This window comes from Mucilaginibacter sp. UYP27, from assembly GCF_040547175.1.
GTDB lineage: Bacteria > Bacteroidota > Bacteroidia > Sphingobacteriales > Sphingobacteriaceae > Mucilaginibacter.
This window is the reverse complement of sequence record NZ_JBEPPE010000003.1, coordinates 50859-67400: the sequence shown is the minus strand read 5'-3', so window position 1 is coordinate 67400 and position 16542 is coordinate 50859. Positions and strand designations below refer to the sequence as shown.

Here is a 16542-nt window from a genome sequence, read left to right as displayed (position 1 = left end):
TTATATTTGCGCGTTTAATTAAAAATTTTACCCGGGTTCAATATTCCGTTAGGGTCAAATACTTGTTTAATGCCTTTCCAGATCGCGAAATGCATTGGTGTGTATTTCAACGCCATGTAATCCTTTTGTACCAGGCCTATGCCATGCTCACCAGACAGGGTGCCTCCGAGGGCGACTGTTAGTTCGAACACCTCGGTAATACCGTCTTTTAGTTTGCTATTCCAGTCGGCATCGCTCATGCCGGCCTTCACGATGTTCACATGCAGGTTGCCATCGCCGGCATGGCCGTAACAAACCGATTCGAAACCATATTTAGCGCCTATTTCTTTGATGCCTTTTATCAGTTGCGGCAAAGCGGCACGGGGTACAACGGTATCTTCTTCCTTATAAATAGAATTTGATTTTACCGATACCGCCATGGTACGCCTGATACGCCATAGTTCTTCTTTTTGTGCTGATGAATCTGCGAACAGCACCTCCTGGCAATTGTGCTGCTCTAAAACCTCATTTATCTTTTCGCAGTCGGCAAATATCACATCCTGGTTGGTACCATCAGCCTCTATCAGCAGGAAAGCCCCTATCCCATCTTTAAGGTCGAATGCGATGCCATCATGTTCTATCACCCACTCCATGCCGCGGCGTTCCATAAATTCTACCGCCGATGGTATTACCCCCGCCCTGAATATCGCCGATACCGCCGCGCAGGCATCCTCGTTGGTAGCGAATGATGCCAGCATTAACGCGTCAAGCGTTGGTTTTGGGATTAGTTTGGTAACAATTTTGGTAACGATTCCTAAAGTACCTTCGCTGCCTATCAGCAATTGGGTTAGGTTATAGCCCGATGCATATTTAAGGGTATTTGCGCCCGTCCAGATGATATCTCCGTTAGGCAAAACAACTTCGAGGTTAAGCACGTACTCGCGGATGGTGCCATATTTTACCACCCTTGGGCCACCACTGCAATTGGCTACATTGCCGCCAATAAAACAGCTGCCTTTACTGGCGGGGTCTACCGGGTAAAGCAAGCCCTTTTCAGCAACGGCGTTTATAAATATTTCGGTAATAACGCCGGGCTCAACGGTCGCCTGCAGGTTCTGCTCGTCAATGTCCAGGATGTTATTGAAACGTTCCATCGAGATCATTAACCCGCCGTTTATGGCCAATGCGCCACCGGCAAGGCCCGTACCTGCACCACGCGGCGTAACGGGAATCACGTTCTCGTTACACACCTTCATTAAAAAAGAAACCTGCTCAACGGTTTCCGGCGTAGCTACAACCTCGGGGTAATAAACCAGGTCTTCGGTTTCGTCGTGGCTATAATTCTCTATTTCGGCTTGGGTAGTGAGTATATTGTTATCGCCAGCTATAGCGGTAAGCTGGCTTAGTATCCCGGCTGTAATTTTATTGTAATTCATGAAATGTATTATTTATGATAACTAAGCGTAATAACCGATTGTTTAAGCGGCCCGCGGAACGGTGGCCTTTGCTTGCGGATGGTTACTTCGGCAGTTTCTATAAAAGTAAACTCGGTTTTAACGCGGTTAAGTATGCTTTGCGCAACAGTTTCTAAAACTTTACGGGTATGGCTCATCTCTTCTTCGATAATAGCATACAGTACCTCGTAGTTTACCGTGTTATGCAGGTTATCCTCGTCCACATAAATTTCAGCATAGAAACCAACCTGTACATCAACCAAAAAATGAGTTCCTATCACCTGCTCCTGGGGGTAAAAACCATGGTAAGCATAAAACTCGGCGCCTTCTAAAGCTACTTTTATCATATTTCAAAAGTAATGGAATATTTGGAGGTTTAAAATTTGCTTGGCACCCAGTTTACTCACCCCCGCGGCACTACGTGCGCGGCCCTCTCTTCGCCGCGCGGAAAGAGGGTAAGGAATATATATCTTACTTGTTTTGCGAAGCAGAGAAGGATGACCAGGGTAGCAATACCGATACCTATCAGGCCGGGATAATAACGATCAAAGTGCCTTTTATTACCCTCTTTCCGCGCAGCGAAGAAAGGGTGGTCGAGCGAAGCAATGCCCGGGTGAGTAAAATTCTTAAAAATAGTTTTTCACCAAAAAATATGTTTAAACCGTTTAAACCTACTTTTTGGCATAAAGCGCCTTGTGGTATTCAAAAACAACGATTTGGGCTTTGTTTAACTCGCGCTTAATGCCCTATATTTGACCAACCAATTTATAATGCTATGGCTAAGAACGACCTGTACGAAGCACCGGATTACTATCTTTTAGACGAACTTTTAACTGATGAACATAAATTGATCCGCGCCAGCGTACGCGAATGGGTTAAGAAAGAAGTGAGCCCCGTAATTGAGGACTATGCCCAACGTGCGGAGTTCCCTAAGCATTTATTAAAAGGTTTGGCCGGGGTTGGCGCGTTTGGCCCAACCATTCCCGAAGAATACGGCGGGGCGGGTTTGGATTATATGGCATACGGTATTATTATGCAGGAAATTGAGCGTGGCGATTCGGGCATCCGGTCAACAGCATCTGTGCAGGGATCATTGGTGATGTATCCTATTTTTGCTTACGGCAGCGAAGAGCAGAAACACAAATACCTGCCTAAACTGGCCAGCGGCGAACTGATGGGCTGTTTCGGCCTTACCGAGCCTGACCATGGCTCGAACCCAAGCGGTATGGTTACCAATATTAAAGATGCCGGCGACCATTATATCCTTAACGGTGCCAAAATGTGGATCTCTAACTCACCTTTTGCGGATGTTGCCATTGTTTGGGCAAAGGACGAAGAAGGTAAAATTCGCGGCCTGATAGCAGAGCGCGGTATGGACGGCTTTACCACGCCGGAGACGCATAACAAATGGTCGCTGCGTGCATCTGCCACCGGCGAACTGGTTTTTGATAACGTAAAGATCCCGAAGGACAATGTATTGCCAAATGTATCAGGTTTGAAAGGCCCCCTTGGTTGTTTGAACCAGGCACGTTATGGCATTGCCTGGGGCGCTTTAGGTGCCGCCATGGATTGTTACGATACCGCCCTGCGCTACTCAAAAGAGCGTGTACAGTTTGGCAGGCCAATTGGCGGTTTCCAACTTCAACAGAAAAAACTGGCCGAAATGATAACCGAGATCACTAAAGGGCAACTGTTGGTTTGGCGTTTGGCGACACTAAAAAATGAAGGCCGCGCTACTGCCGCGCAAATCTCTATGGCTAAGCGTAACAGTGTAGAAATAGCTATAAATATAGCGCGCGAAGCACGCCAGATGCTTGGCGGTATGGGTATTACAGGCGAATATCCAATAATGCGCCATATGATGAACCTTGAGTCGGTAATTACTTATGAAGGTACACATGATATCCACTTGTTAATTACAGGTATGGATGTTACAGGCGAAAACGCTTTCAAATAAACTTATAAGAAAATATAGCCTTAAGTAGTGAAAATGCCCCGCGAATATTATATTTGTGTACCCATTTATACATTACTATTGTGACCTTTACTAAAGACAGATATGCCTCAATTTTAACCAGGCATGCATGGCTGTATATACTTCTGCTCATTTTAATATCCTGCAGCCAAAAGAAGGTTGATAATGGCGAATACTCCGATGAGTTTATTCCTATTTTTAACAGGGTTAATAAGCTTTATGATACAGGTAAAGTTGATCAAGGTGTAAAGTACCTTGATTCAGCTTATAAAACGCTTACCTATCCAACCCTTAATGATCGGTTCAGGTATTACTCTTACCTGTTTATTTATCATAAAAAAGTAAAGCACCAATACCAACAGGGGCTTCTTTATGCAGATAGCATGCTGCAAATAGCAAAACTAAGCGAAACCAAAAAGCAATATGCGGCAAATTTTGCAGAGGCCAACTTTGCAAAGGGTGACGCTTACTTCGAACTGAAACAGTTTAACGATGCCTATCAATATTATTATAACGGCTACCTTACCGGTAAAAAATATTTAAATAATCTCGCCATGAGCGATTATACCTACCGAATGGGGATGATCATGTATAAAAAAGGGCATTATAGTCGTGCAGCGAATTATTTTAAAGATAGCTATAACCAAAACGTAAACATTAAAAACGATTTCCCTAATTTTTTCAGGAAACAGGAACTTTTAGATAACATTGGCCTAAGTTACCGCCACAGCGGGCAAAATGATAGTGCATTGCATTACTTCAATGCAACGCTTAATATGCTTAATCAAAACCAGGCGGAATTTAAAGAGCAGGCTTTACTTTTCAATTCGGCCCGTGGCGTGGTTTACGGCAATATGGCCGATATTTATATAACCCGGAAAAACTATACTAAAGCAGCAGCATTACTTAAAAAAAGTATTGCTATAAACCTGCAAAAGGGATATGACAACGCCGACGCGGAACTATCTGAAACTAAGCTTGGACAGATCTATTTAGAAACAGGCCAATTGGAACCATTAAAAAAATTGGTTGATAACCTTCGTAACCAACTGGATACCGTCAAAAATCCGGACGCCGAAGCGGACTGGAACCGGCTTCTGGGTAATTATTATATTAAACAAAACAACCTGCAACTGGCTGTAAACCACATACAGCGGTATAATATATTAAAGGATTCTATCTCACAAAAAGCCAGTTTACTAATGGAGAGTGATGTAAACCAGCAACTATCCAATTACGAGAAACAGCACGAAATAGATATCCTTAACAACGAAAATAAACTACAGGTTATCTATCTATATGTAAGTGTATTTTTCGCGGTGATGGCATTGATCATTGTATTGCTGGTGTATCGCAACTGGAAACGCAGCAAGCGGGACCTGCAAACCGTTAATGTGCTTAACGGCCAAATAAACGAGCAGAACTACGTATTAGAAAAAGCGCTTAGCGAGTTAAACACCAGCAGCCAGGAAAAGGACCGAATACTACGCACCGTAGCGCATGACTTGCGTAATCCTATTGGCGGTATAGCATCTCTTACCACTATGATGGCCGATGACGACTATACAGACGAGCAAAAGGAACTGATAAACCTGCTTAAAGAAACATCATTCAATTCCCTTGAACTGATCAACGAGATCCTGGAGGCTACCAACTTGAACTCGGTAGCGCTTAATTTAGAACGGGTGGAAATTAACTCATTGGTGAACAACAGCGTTGAATTATTGCGGTTTAAAGCTGCCGAAAAAGGCCAGACAATCTTGCTGGATACCTTACCCAAGGCACAGGAACTGTACATCAGCCGGGAAAAGATCTGGAGGGTTATCAGCAACCTTATCAGCAACGCTATCAAATTTAGCCCGGGTAACGGCGAGATCCATGTAAAGGTTGCGGAGGTGAACGGCAAGATCATCATTGCTGTGCAAGACCACGGTATTGGCATCCCCGATAAGTTAAAAGATGAAGTGTTTAATATGTTTACCAGCGCGCAAAGGCCGGGCACATCGGGCGAGAAATCGTTTGGGTTGGGCCTGTCTATCTGTCGTCAGATAATGGAAAAGCATCACGGTAAAATCTGGTTTGAGAGCGAGCCTAATATCGGCAGTACCTTCTTTATCAGCCTGCCAATCATATCGCGCAGCATCCCTACCGATTTACCTGAGCAGGTTAGCGAACCAATGGCCTGATGATTTGATAATGCGCTCCTGCGTGTCAAAGTTAACGTGTATGAGCCCAAACCGTGGGTGATAACCTTCGGCCCATTCAAAATTATCGGTAAGCGTCCAAACAAAATAACCATCTACCTTGCATCCCTCCTGTTTGGCTTTTAAAACCTGTGCTATGTGGTTTTGCAGGTATATAACACGCCGTTTATCGTCTACCTTGCCATCAAAAACCGTATCAGGAAAAGCCGCTCCGTTTTCGGTAACGATGAGTTTTTTTATCTGCGGATAAGCATCAAACTTTTTAAGCATGTGGTAAATGGCCTGCGGATATACCTCCCACTTCATATCGGTAAGCTCTACTCCCCTTTTCTCGGCCTTTACCAGGCTTGCACCGATGTATGGGGTAAAGAACGAGTACTTGACAATTTCACGCGTGTAGTTTTGGATGCCGATAAAATCAAAGTCGAAACTCATGTTTGCTTCATCGCCGGGCAATATATATTTGTTGATGCCTTTTAAGGCGGTAACCTCGTCTGTAGGGTACCCCAAACCTAATAATGGCTCGATGTATAAACGGTTGATGAGCGCGTCGGCACGTTTAGCGGCCTGATTGTGCCTGGGGCTATCGGCATAAGGTTCGATATACGAGCAGGAAAAGGTATTGCCAATGTTAGCGCCGGGCACTAACTCCCTCAAGATCCTGCCACCGGCTACTATGCTTAATACCACGTGATGGATAGCCGGCAAAAAATTGCGTAATCCCGTACGCCCCGGTGCATGGATGCCTAAAAAGTAGCCTGCGCCTGTAAATACGGCAGGCTCGTTCATCACCATCCAGTTCTTTACGCGGTCGCCAAAAGCCTTTGCGCAAATGGTGGCAAATTCGCTGAACCAGCTCACCATTTCGCGGTTTGTCCAGCCGCCTTTATCCTCGAGTGCCTGCGGCAGGTCCCAATGATAAATGGTTACCCAGGGTTCTACACCCTGCTCAAGGCAATAATTAATAAGTTTATTGTAGTGATCTATCCCTGCCTGGTTAAATTCGCCTGTACCATTTGGCAAAACGCGGCTCCATGCTATCGAGAACCGGAAATTTGGGATATTAAGTTGTTTGATGAGGTCAACATCCTCGCGGTACCTGTTATAAAAATCGCAGGCTATACTCGGCTTATCACCATTTAAGATCTTGCCTTTGCGGTTGCTATAGGTATCCCAAATAGAGGGGCCTTTGCCATCGGCATCGCACGAACCTTCTATCTGAAGCGCGGCGGTAGAAACTCCCCAGGCAAAATCGTCGCCAAAAAGTTGTTTAGAAAGTGGTGTATCCAGGTTCTCGGTATCCATTGATTTGAGCTGATGCTAAGCCCAAAATGTACATTATTATTTTATAAATAAAGCGCTATGTTAAAAAACTTAGTGCATAAATGATGAACGCATGCTTTTAAGGAACAACCACTCGCGCAGGTCGCTTACTATAGCTGCTAATTTTGTGATGGTCTTCATGGTGCTGTTATTTATTGTTTACTCAAATGTAACGCGGCAGTGTGTAGTTACAATAAGCACAAGATTATTAAATTGTTAAGGGATATTGACAGACAAAAAAAATATCTTTGTTTAAAACCGGCACAATGAAAATCATAAATATAGCGGCTACTACCTTATTGATCTTTGCAGCTGTCTTATTAACCAGCGCAAAACCTCCTGAAGACGCTAAAGCACTAAAAGCGTTTAACCGTACATCGGCACAGCTTGCCGCGCTAAAAAAAATAAAATACCATTACAGCCGTGAGTTTAACTACCCTGCTGAAGATTATGTGAGTAAGGCTGAAGGTGATATGTACATTGAGTTTGGAAAGGAAAATGATGTCGCGGGTTTCAGGTTTCAATATTTTTCTGCCGAAGGCTTTTCTATTTTTAACAACACGGAGACTTTTGACGGGAACATCAAAGACAAAAAGTTGAAAGTAACGCCAAAGGTTAAAGCGGAGCAGTTGGAGGGCAAATCGGCTTTGTTTAATTCTGTTATTACGTTAAGAAATATATTGCCGATAATTATCGCCGACAATACCATTCCTAAAACAATTGCCGACACACTAATAAACCGCAAGCCATACAACCTTTTGCAGTTTGTATTACACAATAAATTGGTAAACTACATAGGTACGGGCTTTACCGGTACTACCATTGATATAACCTTTGTATATAAAATTATTACCGATAAAACTACCGGCTTGCCTGTAACTGTTTTGCAAACTAAAATAGGCAGCAAGGACCTTAACCGTACTGATTTTGCCTACCTAAGCGCGCCCCCCGCGGTTGCCGAGCAATCCTGGTATTACTCGAGCTATTTAAATATCTATGCTTTAACCACGAAAGGTGCGCCTGTAAACCTCATCGCCACCGGGCAAAACGCCCCGGAATGGAGTTTGACCAATTTTAACGGCAAGGCAAAGGAAGGCTTAAGCCAATACAGTGGCAATGTAGTTTTAATGGAATTTTGGATAAAAAATTGCGGGCATTGCATTGAAGCGGTAGCACCATTAAATAAGCTTAATGATTTTTACAGTAAAAGCAACTTTAAAGTTTTAGCGATCAATACCGAGGACAGTGAAAAAGCAATTACTACCTTTATTACCACACACGAGGTAAAGTTCCCGGTTATGTACGGCGATGACCCTACGGTTAACAAAAACTATGGCGTAACTGCGTTTCCACAAGTAGTTTTGCTTGATAAAAAGGGTGTTGTTATCTACTCGGGCAACCTGGATGTAGAAAAATTGAAACCGTTGATCGATAAAAGTTTGATCTGACCTTCCTGTTAAAGTAATATTTTGCCCGCATCATTTGTATTTAGCCGATGATGTTTACTTTTACTACCGATGAAAAGCCATTTTATCCGCCTGCTTAATTACGATCTTTTTGCCAATACCAAAATTGCAGAACTGTTAATGGAGCGGGCTGCTACGGGTAAACCTGTAGAATTGATGGCCCACCTACTTGCTGCGCAGCAAATTTGGGTAAAACGCCTTAAAGGGTTACCTGCCCCATTAAAGCCCCTTTGGCCTGAGGCAACCGCCGAAGAAATTATGCCCATCGTAAATGCCAATTACCTGGAACTGCTGGCCTATTTCGATTCCCTGCAACCGAACGATTTTGACCGGGTGATAGCCTATACAAATTCCGTTGGCTATTGTGAGAACAGTGTGAGCGATATACTTACCCATTTAATAAACCACGGCACCCATCACAGGGCGCAAATTGGCACACTTTTAAAAATAGACGGGGAAACCTTACCTATGCTTGATTACGTACTTTACATCAGAAACTTAAACCAAACTGTCTAAATATTATGAAGAAATTGATTGCCGCTATATTATTAAGCTTTGTCATATTTAGCTGTACCGATACTAAAAAACAAGAAAAAGATCTGTTTAACGATGTAATAAAGGTGCACGACCGTGTGATGGGTAAAGAAGAGCTGATCATGATCAATAAAATGCAGCTGGATACTTTGATAAAAGACAGTATATCTGCCGATATAAGTGCTACCGCGGCAATGCATAGCAAGGCCCTTGATAGTGCCGATACCCGTATGGAGAACTGGATGCACAACTTCGACGCGGAAAATAAAGGTAAAAGCCACGACCAGATCATGACTTACCTTACAGATCAGAAGAAACAGATAGACGCTATCGACAGCAGCTTTAATGTTACGGTTGCCGCGGCGGCAAAATTTATCAAGCAAAATAAAATCACCAAATGAGAAAATTAGCGGCATTGGCCCTTTTAGCATTATCTGTAACCGCCTGTAAATTTAATAACGATAAGCTTACCCTGCCTATTATGGGTAACCGCGATGCCGTAACTAAAATGGTTAATGGTAAAGAGGTTGTTGATACGGTTTACCAAACCATCCCCGATTTTAAGTTTGTGAACCAGTATGGCGATAGCATCACCCAGAAGAACCTAAAGGGAGATATTTACGTGGCCGATTTCTTTTTCACCACTTGCCCTTCTATCTGCCCTATTATGCACCGCAATATGTTAAAGGTGTACAACGAGTTTAAGAGCGTGCCCGATTTTAAGATCATATCGCACACCATCGACCCAAAACATGATAGCGTTGCCGTAATGAAAAAATACGCAGATAAACTGGGCATCAGCGGCAACAGTTGGTGGCTTTTGCAAGGCGATAAAGAGAAAACTTATGACCTTGGCCAAAAAAATTACCTGGTTGCGGTAAAACAAGACGACGGTACCCCCGGCGGCTATGTACACCAGGGCTGGTTTGTATTGGTTGATAAACAGAAACGCATCCGCGGATATTACGATGGTACCGAGGAAAAACAGGTTGCCAAAATGATAGAAGATATCAAGACCCTACGTGCTGAAGTTAATACCGAAATTGCCCAGTAATGAAGTTAAAGGTAATTGGTTTCATCGTCGCGCTGATGGCTGTCGCAATTGCATCCTGCCAAAGCGATGCCGAGCAGGAATTTAAACGCTACTATACAGGCGGCGCGGCTATCTATAAGACCAATTGCCAAAACTGCCATGGCGCAAGCGGCGAAGGTTTATCGAGCCTGATCCCCCCGCTTACCGATACGGCCTACCTGAACAAAAATCGCCACCAACTGGGCTGCTTTGTAAAATACGGTATTAAAGAAACCATCATCACCGTTAAGGGTAAAGCCTACGAAGGTGCAATGCCTGCCAATGTAGACCTCCCCGCCATTGATATTGCCAAGGTGCTTACTTACGTAGGCAACTCGTTCGGCAACAAAATGGGGACGATATTGGTAGATGAGGTGGCTGGGGATCTGGCGAAGTGTAAGTAGTTATTGGTTGATGGATAATGGTTCATGATACCGTCATCAAATAAAATTGGGTTATTTTATAAACTAACGAAGCCCGATATTCTCATATCGGGCTTCAATTTGTAGCAGTATAGTAACCTTATTCGCCTCTTTTCAAACCAAATTTCTCAATCTTGCTGTAAAGGTGGCTGCGTTGGATATCGATATCGTCGGCGGTTTTTGATACGTTCCAGTTGTTTTTTTCCAGCTTGAACTTGATGTACTCGCGTTCGGCGTAATCTTTGTACTCCTGGAAGTTGGTGAACCTGTCAAAATCGGTTTGCGGCGCGGCGGCGGCTGTTGCAGCACCTGCATCGGCACTTACCGGGCCAGATGGGTTGGCAAATGCCTTTACATCGCCGTCGGTAATGGTTTTATCACTCAGGATAATCAAACGCTCTACCATGTTGCGCAACTCACGGATGTTACCCGTCCACGGTAAAGCTTTAAGGGCTTCAAGCGCGGCATCAGATGCCTTTTTAACCGGCATACCATAATCATTGCAGATCTCTTCCAGGAAACTCTGGGTAAGCAGGGTAATATCGTCGCGGCGTTCGGTCAGCGGCGGTACGTGGATCAGGATAACGCTTAGGCGGTGGTATAAATCCATCCGGAAGTTACCGGCCTCAATTTCTTTAAGCAGGTCCTTGTTGGTTGCCGCTACTACGCGTACATCAACATCAATTTCCTTTTCGCCACCTACACGGGTAATTTTGCTTTCCTGCAAGGCACGCAAAACTTTTGCCTGTGCAGATTGGCTCATGTCGCCTATCTCATCCAGGAAAAGGGTACCGCCGTTGGCGCTTTCAAATTTACCTATGCGTTGTTTTATAGCTGATGTAAACGAACCCTTTTCGTGTCCGAATAATTCGCTTTCAATTAATTCAGAAGGGATAGCAGCGCAGTTTACTTCGATGATTGGGCCGTTAGAGCGGTTAGATTTTTCGTGCAGCCAGCGGGCTACAAGTTCTTTACCACTACCGTTAGCACCCGTAACCAACACACGGGCATCAGTAGGGCCAACACGGTCAATAGTTTCCTTGATACGAACAATAGCCTGCGATTCGCCAAGGATAGGGCGCACCTTTGATACCTTGCGCTTTAAAACTTTGGTTTCAACAACCAGGCTCCCGCGGTCCAGCGCATTACGTACGGTAATTAATAAGCGGTTTAGATCGGGCGGTTTCGAGATAAAATCGAACGCGCCTTTTTTACTGGCTTCAACAGCGGTTTCTACCGTGCCGTGTCCGGATATCATGATGAAAGGAAGATCGGGTTTTATGTTTAAACCTTCGGTAAGTACTTCCATACCATCCATGCGGTTCATTTTTATATCGCACAGTACCAGGTCATAATCGTTCTTGCGGATCAGCTCAAGGCCGTCAACGCCATTATCTATATCTTCAACAAGATAGTCTTCATACTCCAATATCTCACGAAGGGTGCTGCGGATAGCCCGTTCGTCGTCAATTATTAAAATTTTTGCCATGTGTTATTTAAACTTAAAACAGGTGGTAATGTTTGCGGCTAATATATAAAAATGTATAGTATTATGAGCAGTTTTTTAACCATGCGTCAGTGCGGGCGATAGCGTCGTAATCTCTTGAAGCAAATCTGTTTTTTTAGGCGTTAATTGTCCTAAAGAGATTGCTTGGTACCTCGTAATTGACGCCGTTTAAAACAGAAAAACCCCTCCGAAGAGGGGATTTTCACAGCAGCAAATCTGTAAGCCGGGTTTTGTACTCCCTTGCGGGGGCTTCTATCATTAATCTGGCCTTGCCGTTGCCGGCAAGTTCAATCAACCTACCCATTCTGACATTCTGTTACCAGACGTGGATGCGAGCAGCACCGCTTTCAGAACCTATTTGGTTTTTCAACTCCTGAGGTTTACCGCGATCCCGGTCGCCCGGAAAAGCCGTGAGCTCTTACCTCACGTTTTCACCCTTACCTTTGCAGGCGGTATATTCTCTGTGGCACTGGCTGTCGCCCGCTGCGGGCGCCTTCCCGTTAGGAAGCAGGATGCTCTATGTTGCCCGGACTTTCCTCACCCGAACAAGCCGGGAGCGATAGAACGTTTTGCAGGGGCAAATGTAATAATTAACTTTAATGTCGCACAAACGCATCTATTAAAGCCCCCAGCACCATGGCCGCTATTGTAAAACTTAACACGCCAAGCAAGTAGGCAGCAATTGACTTTATGTAACCGGATACTTTTTTAGCGTTGAAAAATTGAGCGATAGCCCATGAACAATAAATTATGCCCACAGCCCCGGCAACTTTCATCAAGCTAACTTTTAGCAAACCTGATGCAATTGTAAATACAGAATAGATCAGCATGCCCATCCCCATTACAAAACACAACAGGATCAATATTTCAAAAAAGTTGTATTGCTGTTTCCTGAAGAATATTTTAATCCACAGCGCTATAAATACCCCCATAATAATGTTGGCATAACCGTAATGGTTTTCTACCCAGGTAAATATTTGTGTTAATGCAGAATTTTTATCGCCCTGATAATTGACGTACCCTTCCTCTATATGGAAAAAATGATTAACGGTAGAATATACCAGCGATGTAATAATGATAAATACGATAGGCTTTACAAGGCGGCTCCGGTTATAGGTGATATATTCCCGCACGCGTAAACCCGGGCGGATCATCAGTTCCTTAATGGTAAATAAAATGCCCTTTTCGAAATGGAGCAGGTGCTGGATCTCGTGTGATACGTAATGCGCATCTACCCTTTTAATGGTTTTGGGCTGGCCGCAAGCCGGGCAAAATTTATCGGTTATTAAAGTGCTGCAATTTCTGCAATCAATAGCGTTGTCTACCATTTAACAATGTGATTGGTTGGTTTTATGGCGAAAAGTGTCGCCACTTAAAACCAACGGAAGATAGTAATTATCAGAATAGCGGGACGGCTATTTAAAAAAAAAGAGTTCAGTGCCTGCTGCAAAAGGCACCGGCTGTAGTGAAATATTTATTACAGCTTTAATACTTCACAGCAAGTTCATTAGTTTCTATAAAGGCTTTTATAGCGTCAATAGCGGCGCTGTTGCTGCGGTTAAGGTCCAACTCCTTAACAGATCTTAAATAGCCAACCAGCTTTTCGGTTTTTTCTTTATCTGCAGTTGCAAAGCCCATAAGCCATTGCGCAAAGCTTTTTTCGGCAATTGGCTCATCAATCAATTTAATGATGTTTTTATGGCGCGAGTCTGCCTCTATCCTGGCATACAGCGCGTTTATCATACCGTCTTTGCCTTCTAATACCTGTATAAAAATACCTTCAGAATAAAGCAACACGCCCGATATATTCAGCGCCGCGTTATGGATCCTGGAATTATGTAAAATGTCAAACAATTGATTTTCGTGCATCAACGTGACAGCGGTGCTAACGTAAACTATATTTTTCATCAATGGTGAAGTTGCCGCAATTTACCAATTTGCCGCCTGTAATACCGCATTACGGTATTTAATATGATATTTTTTTATAATTTTTCCTTCAGCATCTTAGCCGCCTGCGTGTATCCACCTTCAGATCCATCTACGAAATGGATATGGCCGTCTTCCAGGTCGCGTACGTAGCAGGACATGATAGACGCGCTGCTGATGTGCAGGCCGTATTTGATAGCCCCCTCCCGCTCAAGTTGGCTCAGGGCATTTTCTAAGGCTTTGCGTTGCATGATAGTGCCGGATATTACAGTATTTATTTTCCCGTCTATAACCAGCGTGTCTGACATTTCCACCAGGCTCTTCAGGTATTTTTTACCGCTTTGCGTGCGGAAATAAATATATCCGTAAAGCGTAGTAAGCCAGGTTTTAACCAACTCCCACCATTTTATCTGCCCCAGCCTAAAACGCATTTCTTCGCCCAGGCTGCTAAAAGTTGTTTTAAGTTTTAATTGTTTAACCGATATAGGCTGGCGGTTCCGGGGCGGGCCGTATAACTCATCTATCTTATTCATCACCTTACTAAACGCCGCCGATTGCTTATTACCTTCGGTTGCCACAACCAGCAGGGTAACAACTTCTTCCTTATCATCGGGCGGGGCAATCCTATCCCATCGGCATTGCATTCCGGTAAGGTCAAGCTCTCCGGTTTGAGCAGGATGATCTGACAATAGCGCGTCATCTCCCTTAATTAATTTTTCGGCATAATTAAGCCCGTTACCTAACAGTACGGGGATAAAAAACGACCGCGAGCTGCTGAACTTAGCGATAAGCATATGATACCCCTTAGCATAGATCTCCTTTACCGATACCGTCCCTGTACGAATTTCAAGATTGAAATTATTGAGCGTATTGGTGCGATATAGCGCCAGGGCTTTCATCAATTTATCTATTAAAATTGGTGGTACTATAAAAGTAGCCCCATCGCCCCCAAAAAAGAACGGGATAGTAACGTTATGGTCAAAAGCAATGTTTAGTACCGTAACAATGCTGCCGGTAGCTATAAGGTTTACATCCTCGTGCCGGCCGCCAAAAACAGCGTTGGTAGATCCTTTGATATCGGTGATGATAACATGCCAGTCGGCAGGGATATCGTGGAACAGTTTGTCGTCCGTCAACAGATCACCCAAAAACATCCTATTTGGTGGCAAGTCGGTGTAAAACTGTTGGTTATCAACTGGCATGTAATTACATACGTAAAAAGCCCCTGCAAGTTTTATATCAGCCTCAATTTAAACCCAAAGTAGTTGTTTGGGGCTTGTTAAACTTACCTATATTTACAATGGTTACACCATTGCCCTTTACATGAATTACATTACCCTATTGCCATGCTGCTAAAGCCAAATAAGATTACAGGTACACGTTTGCAGGTAAACATCTACGCTGCAGTTACGGTATTTTTGGCTTACACCATGATATTTGGTTTCCGTAAATCGTTTACCGTAGCTACATTTGATGGTATTACCGTGGCCGGTTACAGTTATAAAACGTTATTAGTTATCAGCCAGGTTTTGGGCTATATGCTGGCAAAATTCTACGGCGTAAAATACATTGCCGAACTTAAACGCAGCGGCCTTGGGGCTGTTATTATTTTACTTACGGGCATCGCATGGTTTAGCTGGCTGGGCTTCGCGTTGGTGCCGGTGCCTTACAATATTATTTTTTTGTTTATAAACGGTTTCCCGCTGGGGATGCTTTGGGGAGTGGTTTTTTCTTATATCGAAGGCCGCCGCGGTACCGATTTTATTGGCGCCACGCTGGCTGTAAGTTTCATTTTCGCTTCGGGGTTTGTGCGGTCTGCAGGCGGCTGGCTCATGCTTGAGTTTGGCGTTACGGAGTTTTGGGTGCCGTTCTTCACCGGGCTTTTATTTGCCGCCCCGCTCCTGCTGTTCGTTTACCTGATGGAAAAGATCCCCCCGCCTGATGATGCCGACATTGCCGACCGGATGGAGCGCACGCCAATGAGCAAAATACAACGCAGGGCATTTGTGCGCGGCCTTTTACCGGGGCTTGCGGCTTGCATCCTCATCTACACATTTGCCACCATCTTCAGGGATATCCGTGATAATTTTGGCGCGGAAATGTGGAAGGAAATGGGTTTCTTTAATCAGCCCGCCATATTTTCTAAAACAGAAACACCGATAACTCTGATTATTCTGGTATTGATAGGCAGCATGGTGATGATCCGCAACAGCTACAAAGCATTGATGACGGCCCATGTATTTATTGGCATAGGATTTTTATTGGCCGGTATCTCCACCGTGCTGTTTATTGCCGATAGTTTAGAACCTGTTTGGTGGATGACGATCGTAGGCCTCGGGTTGTATATGGTTTACATTCCCTTCAACGCCGTGTTTTTTGAGCGGTTAATTGCAACGTTTAGGTATGCCGGCAATGTAGGGTTCCTGATATACCTGGCCGATTCTTTTGGGTATGTGGGTAGCGTTAGCGTGCTGCTTTCTAAAGAGATCTTTAAAGTAAAACTAAACTGGGTCACATTTTTCTCTAACAGCGTGATTGGTTTATCGGCGGTAGGTTTGTTGCTTACCTTTTTCTCTGCCCTTTACTTTGCACGTAAGTATAAAGCCATTGATCGGGCCTGATCCCAAAGCATAATCCATTATCTTATTCGGATAATCCATTTACAGGGCAACGCAGGCTG

The 16542-nt window shown here is 44.1% G+C and carries 16 protein-coding genes and 1 other RNA gene; 9 read left to right on the top strand and 8 right to left on the bottom strand.

The features are described from left to right. Positions 1-14: 14 nt before the first annotated feature. Positions 15-1415: an FAD-binding oxidoreductase gene (locus ABIB39_RS11925; protein WP_354430238.1), complete on the bottom strand. Its 1401-nt coding sequence runs from the start codon at positions 1413-1415 to the stop codon at positions 15-17. An 8-nt stretch (positions 1416-1423) separates the two neighbouring features. After that, positions 1424-1780 carry a dihydroneopterin aldolase gene (folB, locus tag ABIB39_RS11920; protein WP_354430236.1) on the bottom strand — a complete coding sequence of 119 codons (357 nt, stop codon included), beginning with the start codon at positions 1778-1780 and terminating at the stop codon, positions 1424-1426. A 128-nt stretch (positions 1781-1908) separates the two neighbouring features. Here folB and ABIB39_RS11915 point away from each other — a divergent pair, with 128 nt between their 5' ends. The 3 genes from ABIB39_RS11915 to ABIB39_RS11905 all read left to right on the top strand — a co-directional run bounded on the left by ABIB39_RS11915 (position 1909) and on the right by ABIB39_RS11905 (position 5594). Next, entirely contained in the window at positions 1909-2175 is a 267-nt protein-coding gene (locus ABIB39_RS11915) for a hypothetical protein (protein WP_354430234.1), read from the top strand. Positions 2176-2208: 33 nt separating this feature from the next. Beyond that, a complete protein-coding gene (locus ABIB39_RS11910; protein WP_354430232.1) occupies positions 2209-3390 on the top strand; it encodes an acyl-CoA dehydrogenase family protein in 1182 nt (393 codons plus the stop codon). Between the two features lie 80 nt (positions 3391-3470). Next, positions 3471-5594 (top strand): ATP-binding protein, encoded by a 2124-nt coding sequence (locus tag ABIB39_RS11905; protein ID WP_354430230.1) that lies wholly within the window; start codon positions 3471-3473, stop codon positions 5592-5594. On the opposite strand, the gene ABIB39_RS11900 is transcribed toward ABIB39_RS11905, so the two are convergent. Next, positions 5562-6917 carry a GH1 family beta-glucosidase gene (locus ABIB39_RS11900; protein ID WP_354430228.1) on the bottom strand — a complete coding sequence of 452 codons (1356 nt, stop codon included), beginning with the start codon at positions 6915-6917 and terminating at the stop codon, positions 5562-5564. The two genes, ABIB39_RS11905 and ABIB39_RS11900, sit on opposite strands and share 33 nt — an antisense overlap. Before the next feature lie 284 nt (positions 6918-7201). On the opposite strand from ABIB39_RS11900, the gene ABIB39_RS11895 reads away from it, so the two are divergent. The 5 genes from ABIB39_RS11895 (at position 7202) to ABIB39_RS11875 (ending at position 10411) form a co-directional block, all read left to right on the top strand. After that, entirely contained in the window at positions 7202-8383 is a 1182-nt protein-coding gene (locus tag ABIB39_RS11895) for a TlpA family protein disulfide reductase (RefSeq protein WP_354430226.1), read from the top strand. Between the two features lie 69 nt (positions 8384-8452). Continuing rightward, entirely contained in the window at positions 8453-8917 is a 465-nt protein-coding gene (locus ABIB39_RS11890; protein WP_354430224.1) for a DinB family protein, read from the top strand. Positions 8918-8922: 5 nt separating this feature from the next. Further along, positions 8923-9336: a hypothetical protein gene (locus ABIB39_RS11885; RefSeq protein WP_354430222.1), complete on the top strand. Its 414-nt coding sequence runs from the start codon at positions 8923-8925 to the stop codon at positions 9334-9336. Beyond that, the gene (locus ABIB39_RS11880; protein ID WP_354430220.1) at positions 9333-9989 is read left to right on the top strand and encodes an SCO family protein; all 657 of its coding nucleotides are present in this window, start codon (positions 9333-9335) and stop codon (positions 9987-9989) included. The genes ABIB39_RS11885 and ABIB39_RS11880 overlap by 4 nt, the downstream gene beginning before the upstream one ends. Beyond that, positions 9989-10411, top strand: coding sequence for a c-type cytochrome (locus ABIB39_RS11875; protein ID WP_354430218.1), 423 nt, complete (start codon positions 9989-9991; stop codon positions 10409-10411). Before ABIB39_RS11880 ends, ABIB39_RS11875 begins: the two co-directional genes overlap by 1 nt. Before the next feature lie 118 nt (positions 10412-10529). Here the strand turns inward: ABIB39_RS11875 and ABIB39_RS11870 are convergent, their stop codons facing one another. The 5 genes from ABIB39_RS11870 to ABIB39_RS11850 form a co-directional block, all read right to left on the bottom strand. Next, positions 10530-11918 carry a sigma-54-dependent transcriptional regulator gene (locus ABIB39_RS11870; protein ID WP_354430216.1) on the bottom strand — a complete coding sequence of 463 codons (1389 nt, stop codon included), beginning with the start codon at positions 11916-11918 and terminating at the stop codon, positions 10530-10532. A 221-nt stretch (positions 11919-12139) separates the two neighbouring features. After that, positions 12140-12512, bottom strand: an RNA gene (gene rnpB, locus ABIB39_RS11865) — RNase P RNA component class A. 20 nt (positions 12513-12532) lie between these two features. Continuing rightward, entirely contained in the window at positions 12533-13264 is a 732-nt protein-coding gene (locus tag ABIB39_RS11860; protein WP_354430214.1) for a DUF3667 domain-containing protein, read from the bottom strand. 157 nt (positions 13265-13421) lie between these two features. Continuing rightward, positions 13422-13844: a BLUF domain-containing protein gene (locus ABIB39_RS11855; RefSeq protein WP_354430212.1), complete on the bottom strand. Its 423-nt coding sequence runs from the start codon at positions 13842-13844 to the stop codon at positions 13422-13424. A gap of 74 nt (positions 13845-13918) precedes the next feature. Next, positions 13919-15064, bottom strand: coding sequence for a DUF3095 domain-containing protein (locus ABIB39_RS11850; protein WP_354430210.1), 1146 nt, complete (start codon positions 15062-15064; stop codon positions 13919-13921). Positions 15065-15208: 144 nt separating this feature from the next. Here ABIB39_RS11850 and ABIB39_RS11845 point away from each other — a divergent pair, with 144 nt between their 5' ends. Continuing rightward, positions 15209-16483 carry a DUF5690 family protein gene (locus tag ABIB39_RS11845; RefSeq protein WP_354430208.1) on the top strand — a complete coding sequence of 425 codons (1275 nt, stop codon included), beginning with the start codon at positions 15209-15211 and terminating at the stop codon, positions 16481-16483. Positions 16484-16542: the final 59 nt, after the last annotated feature.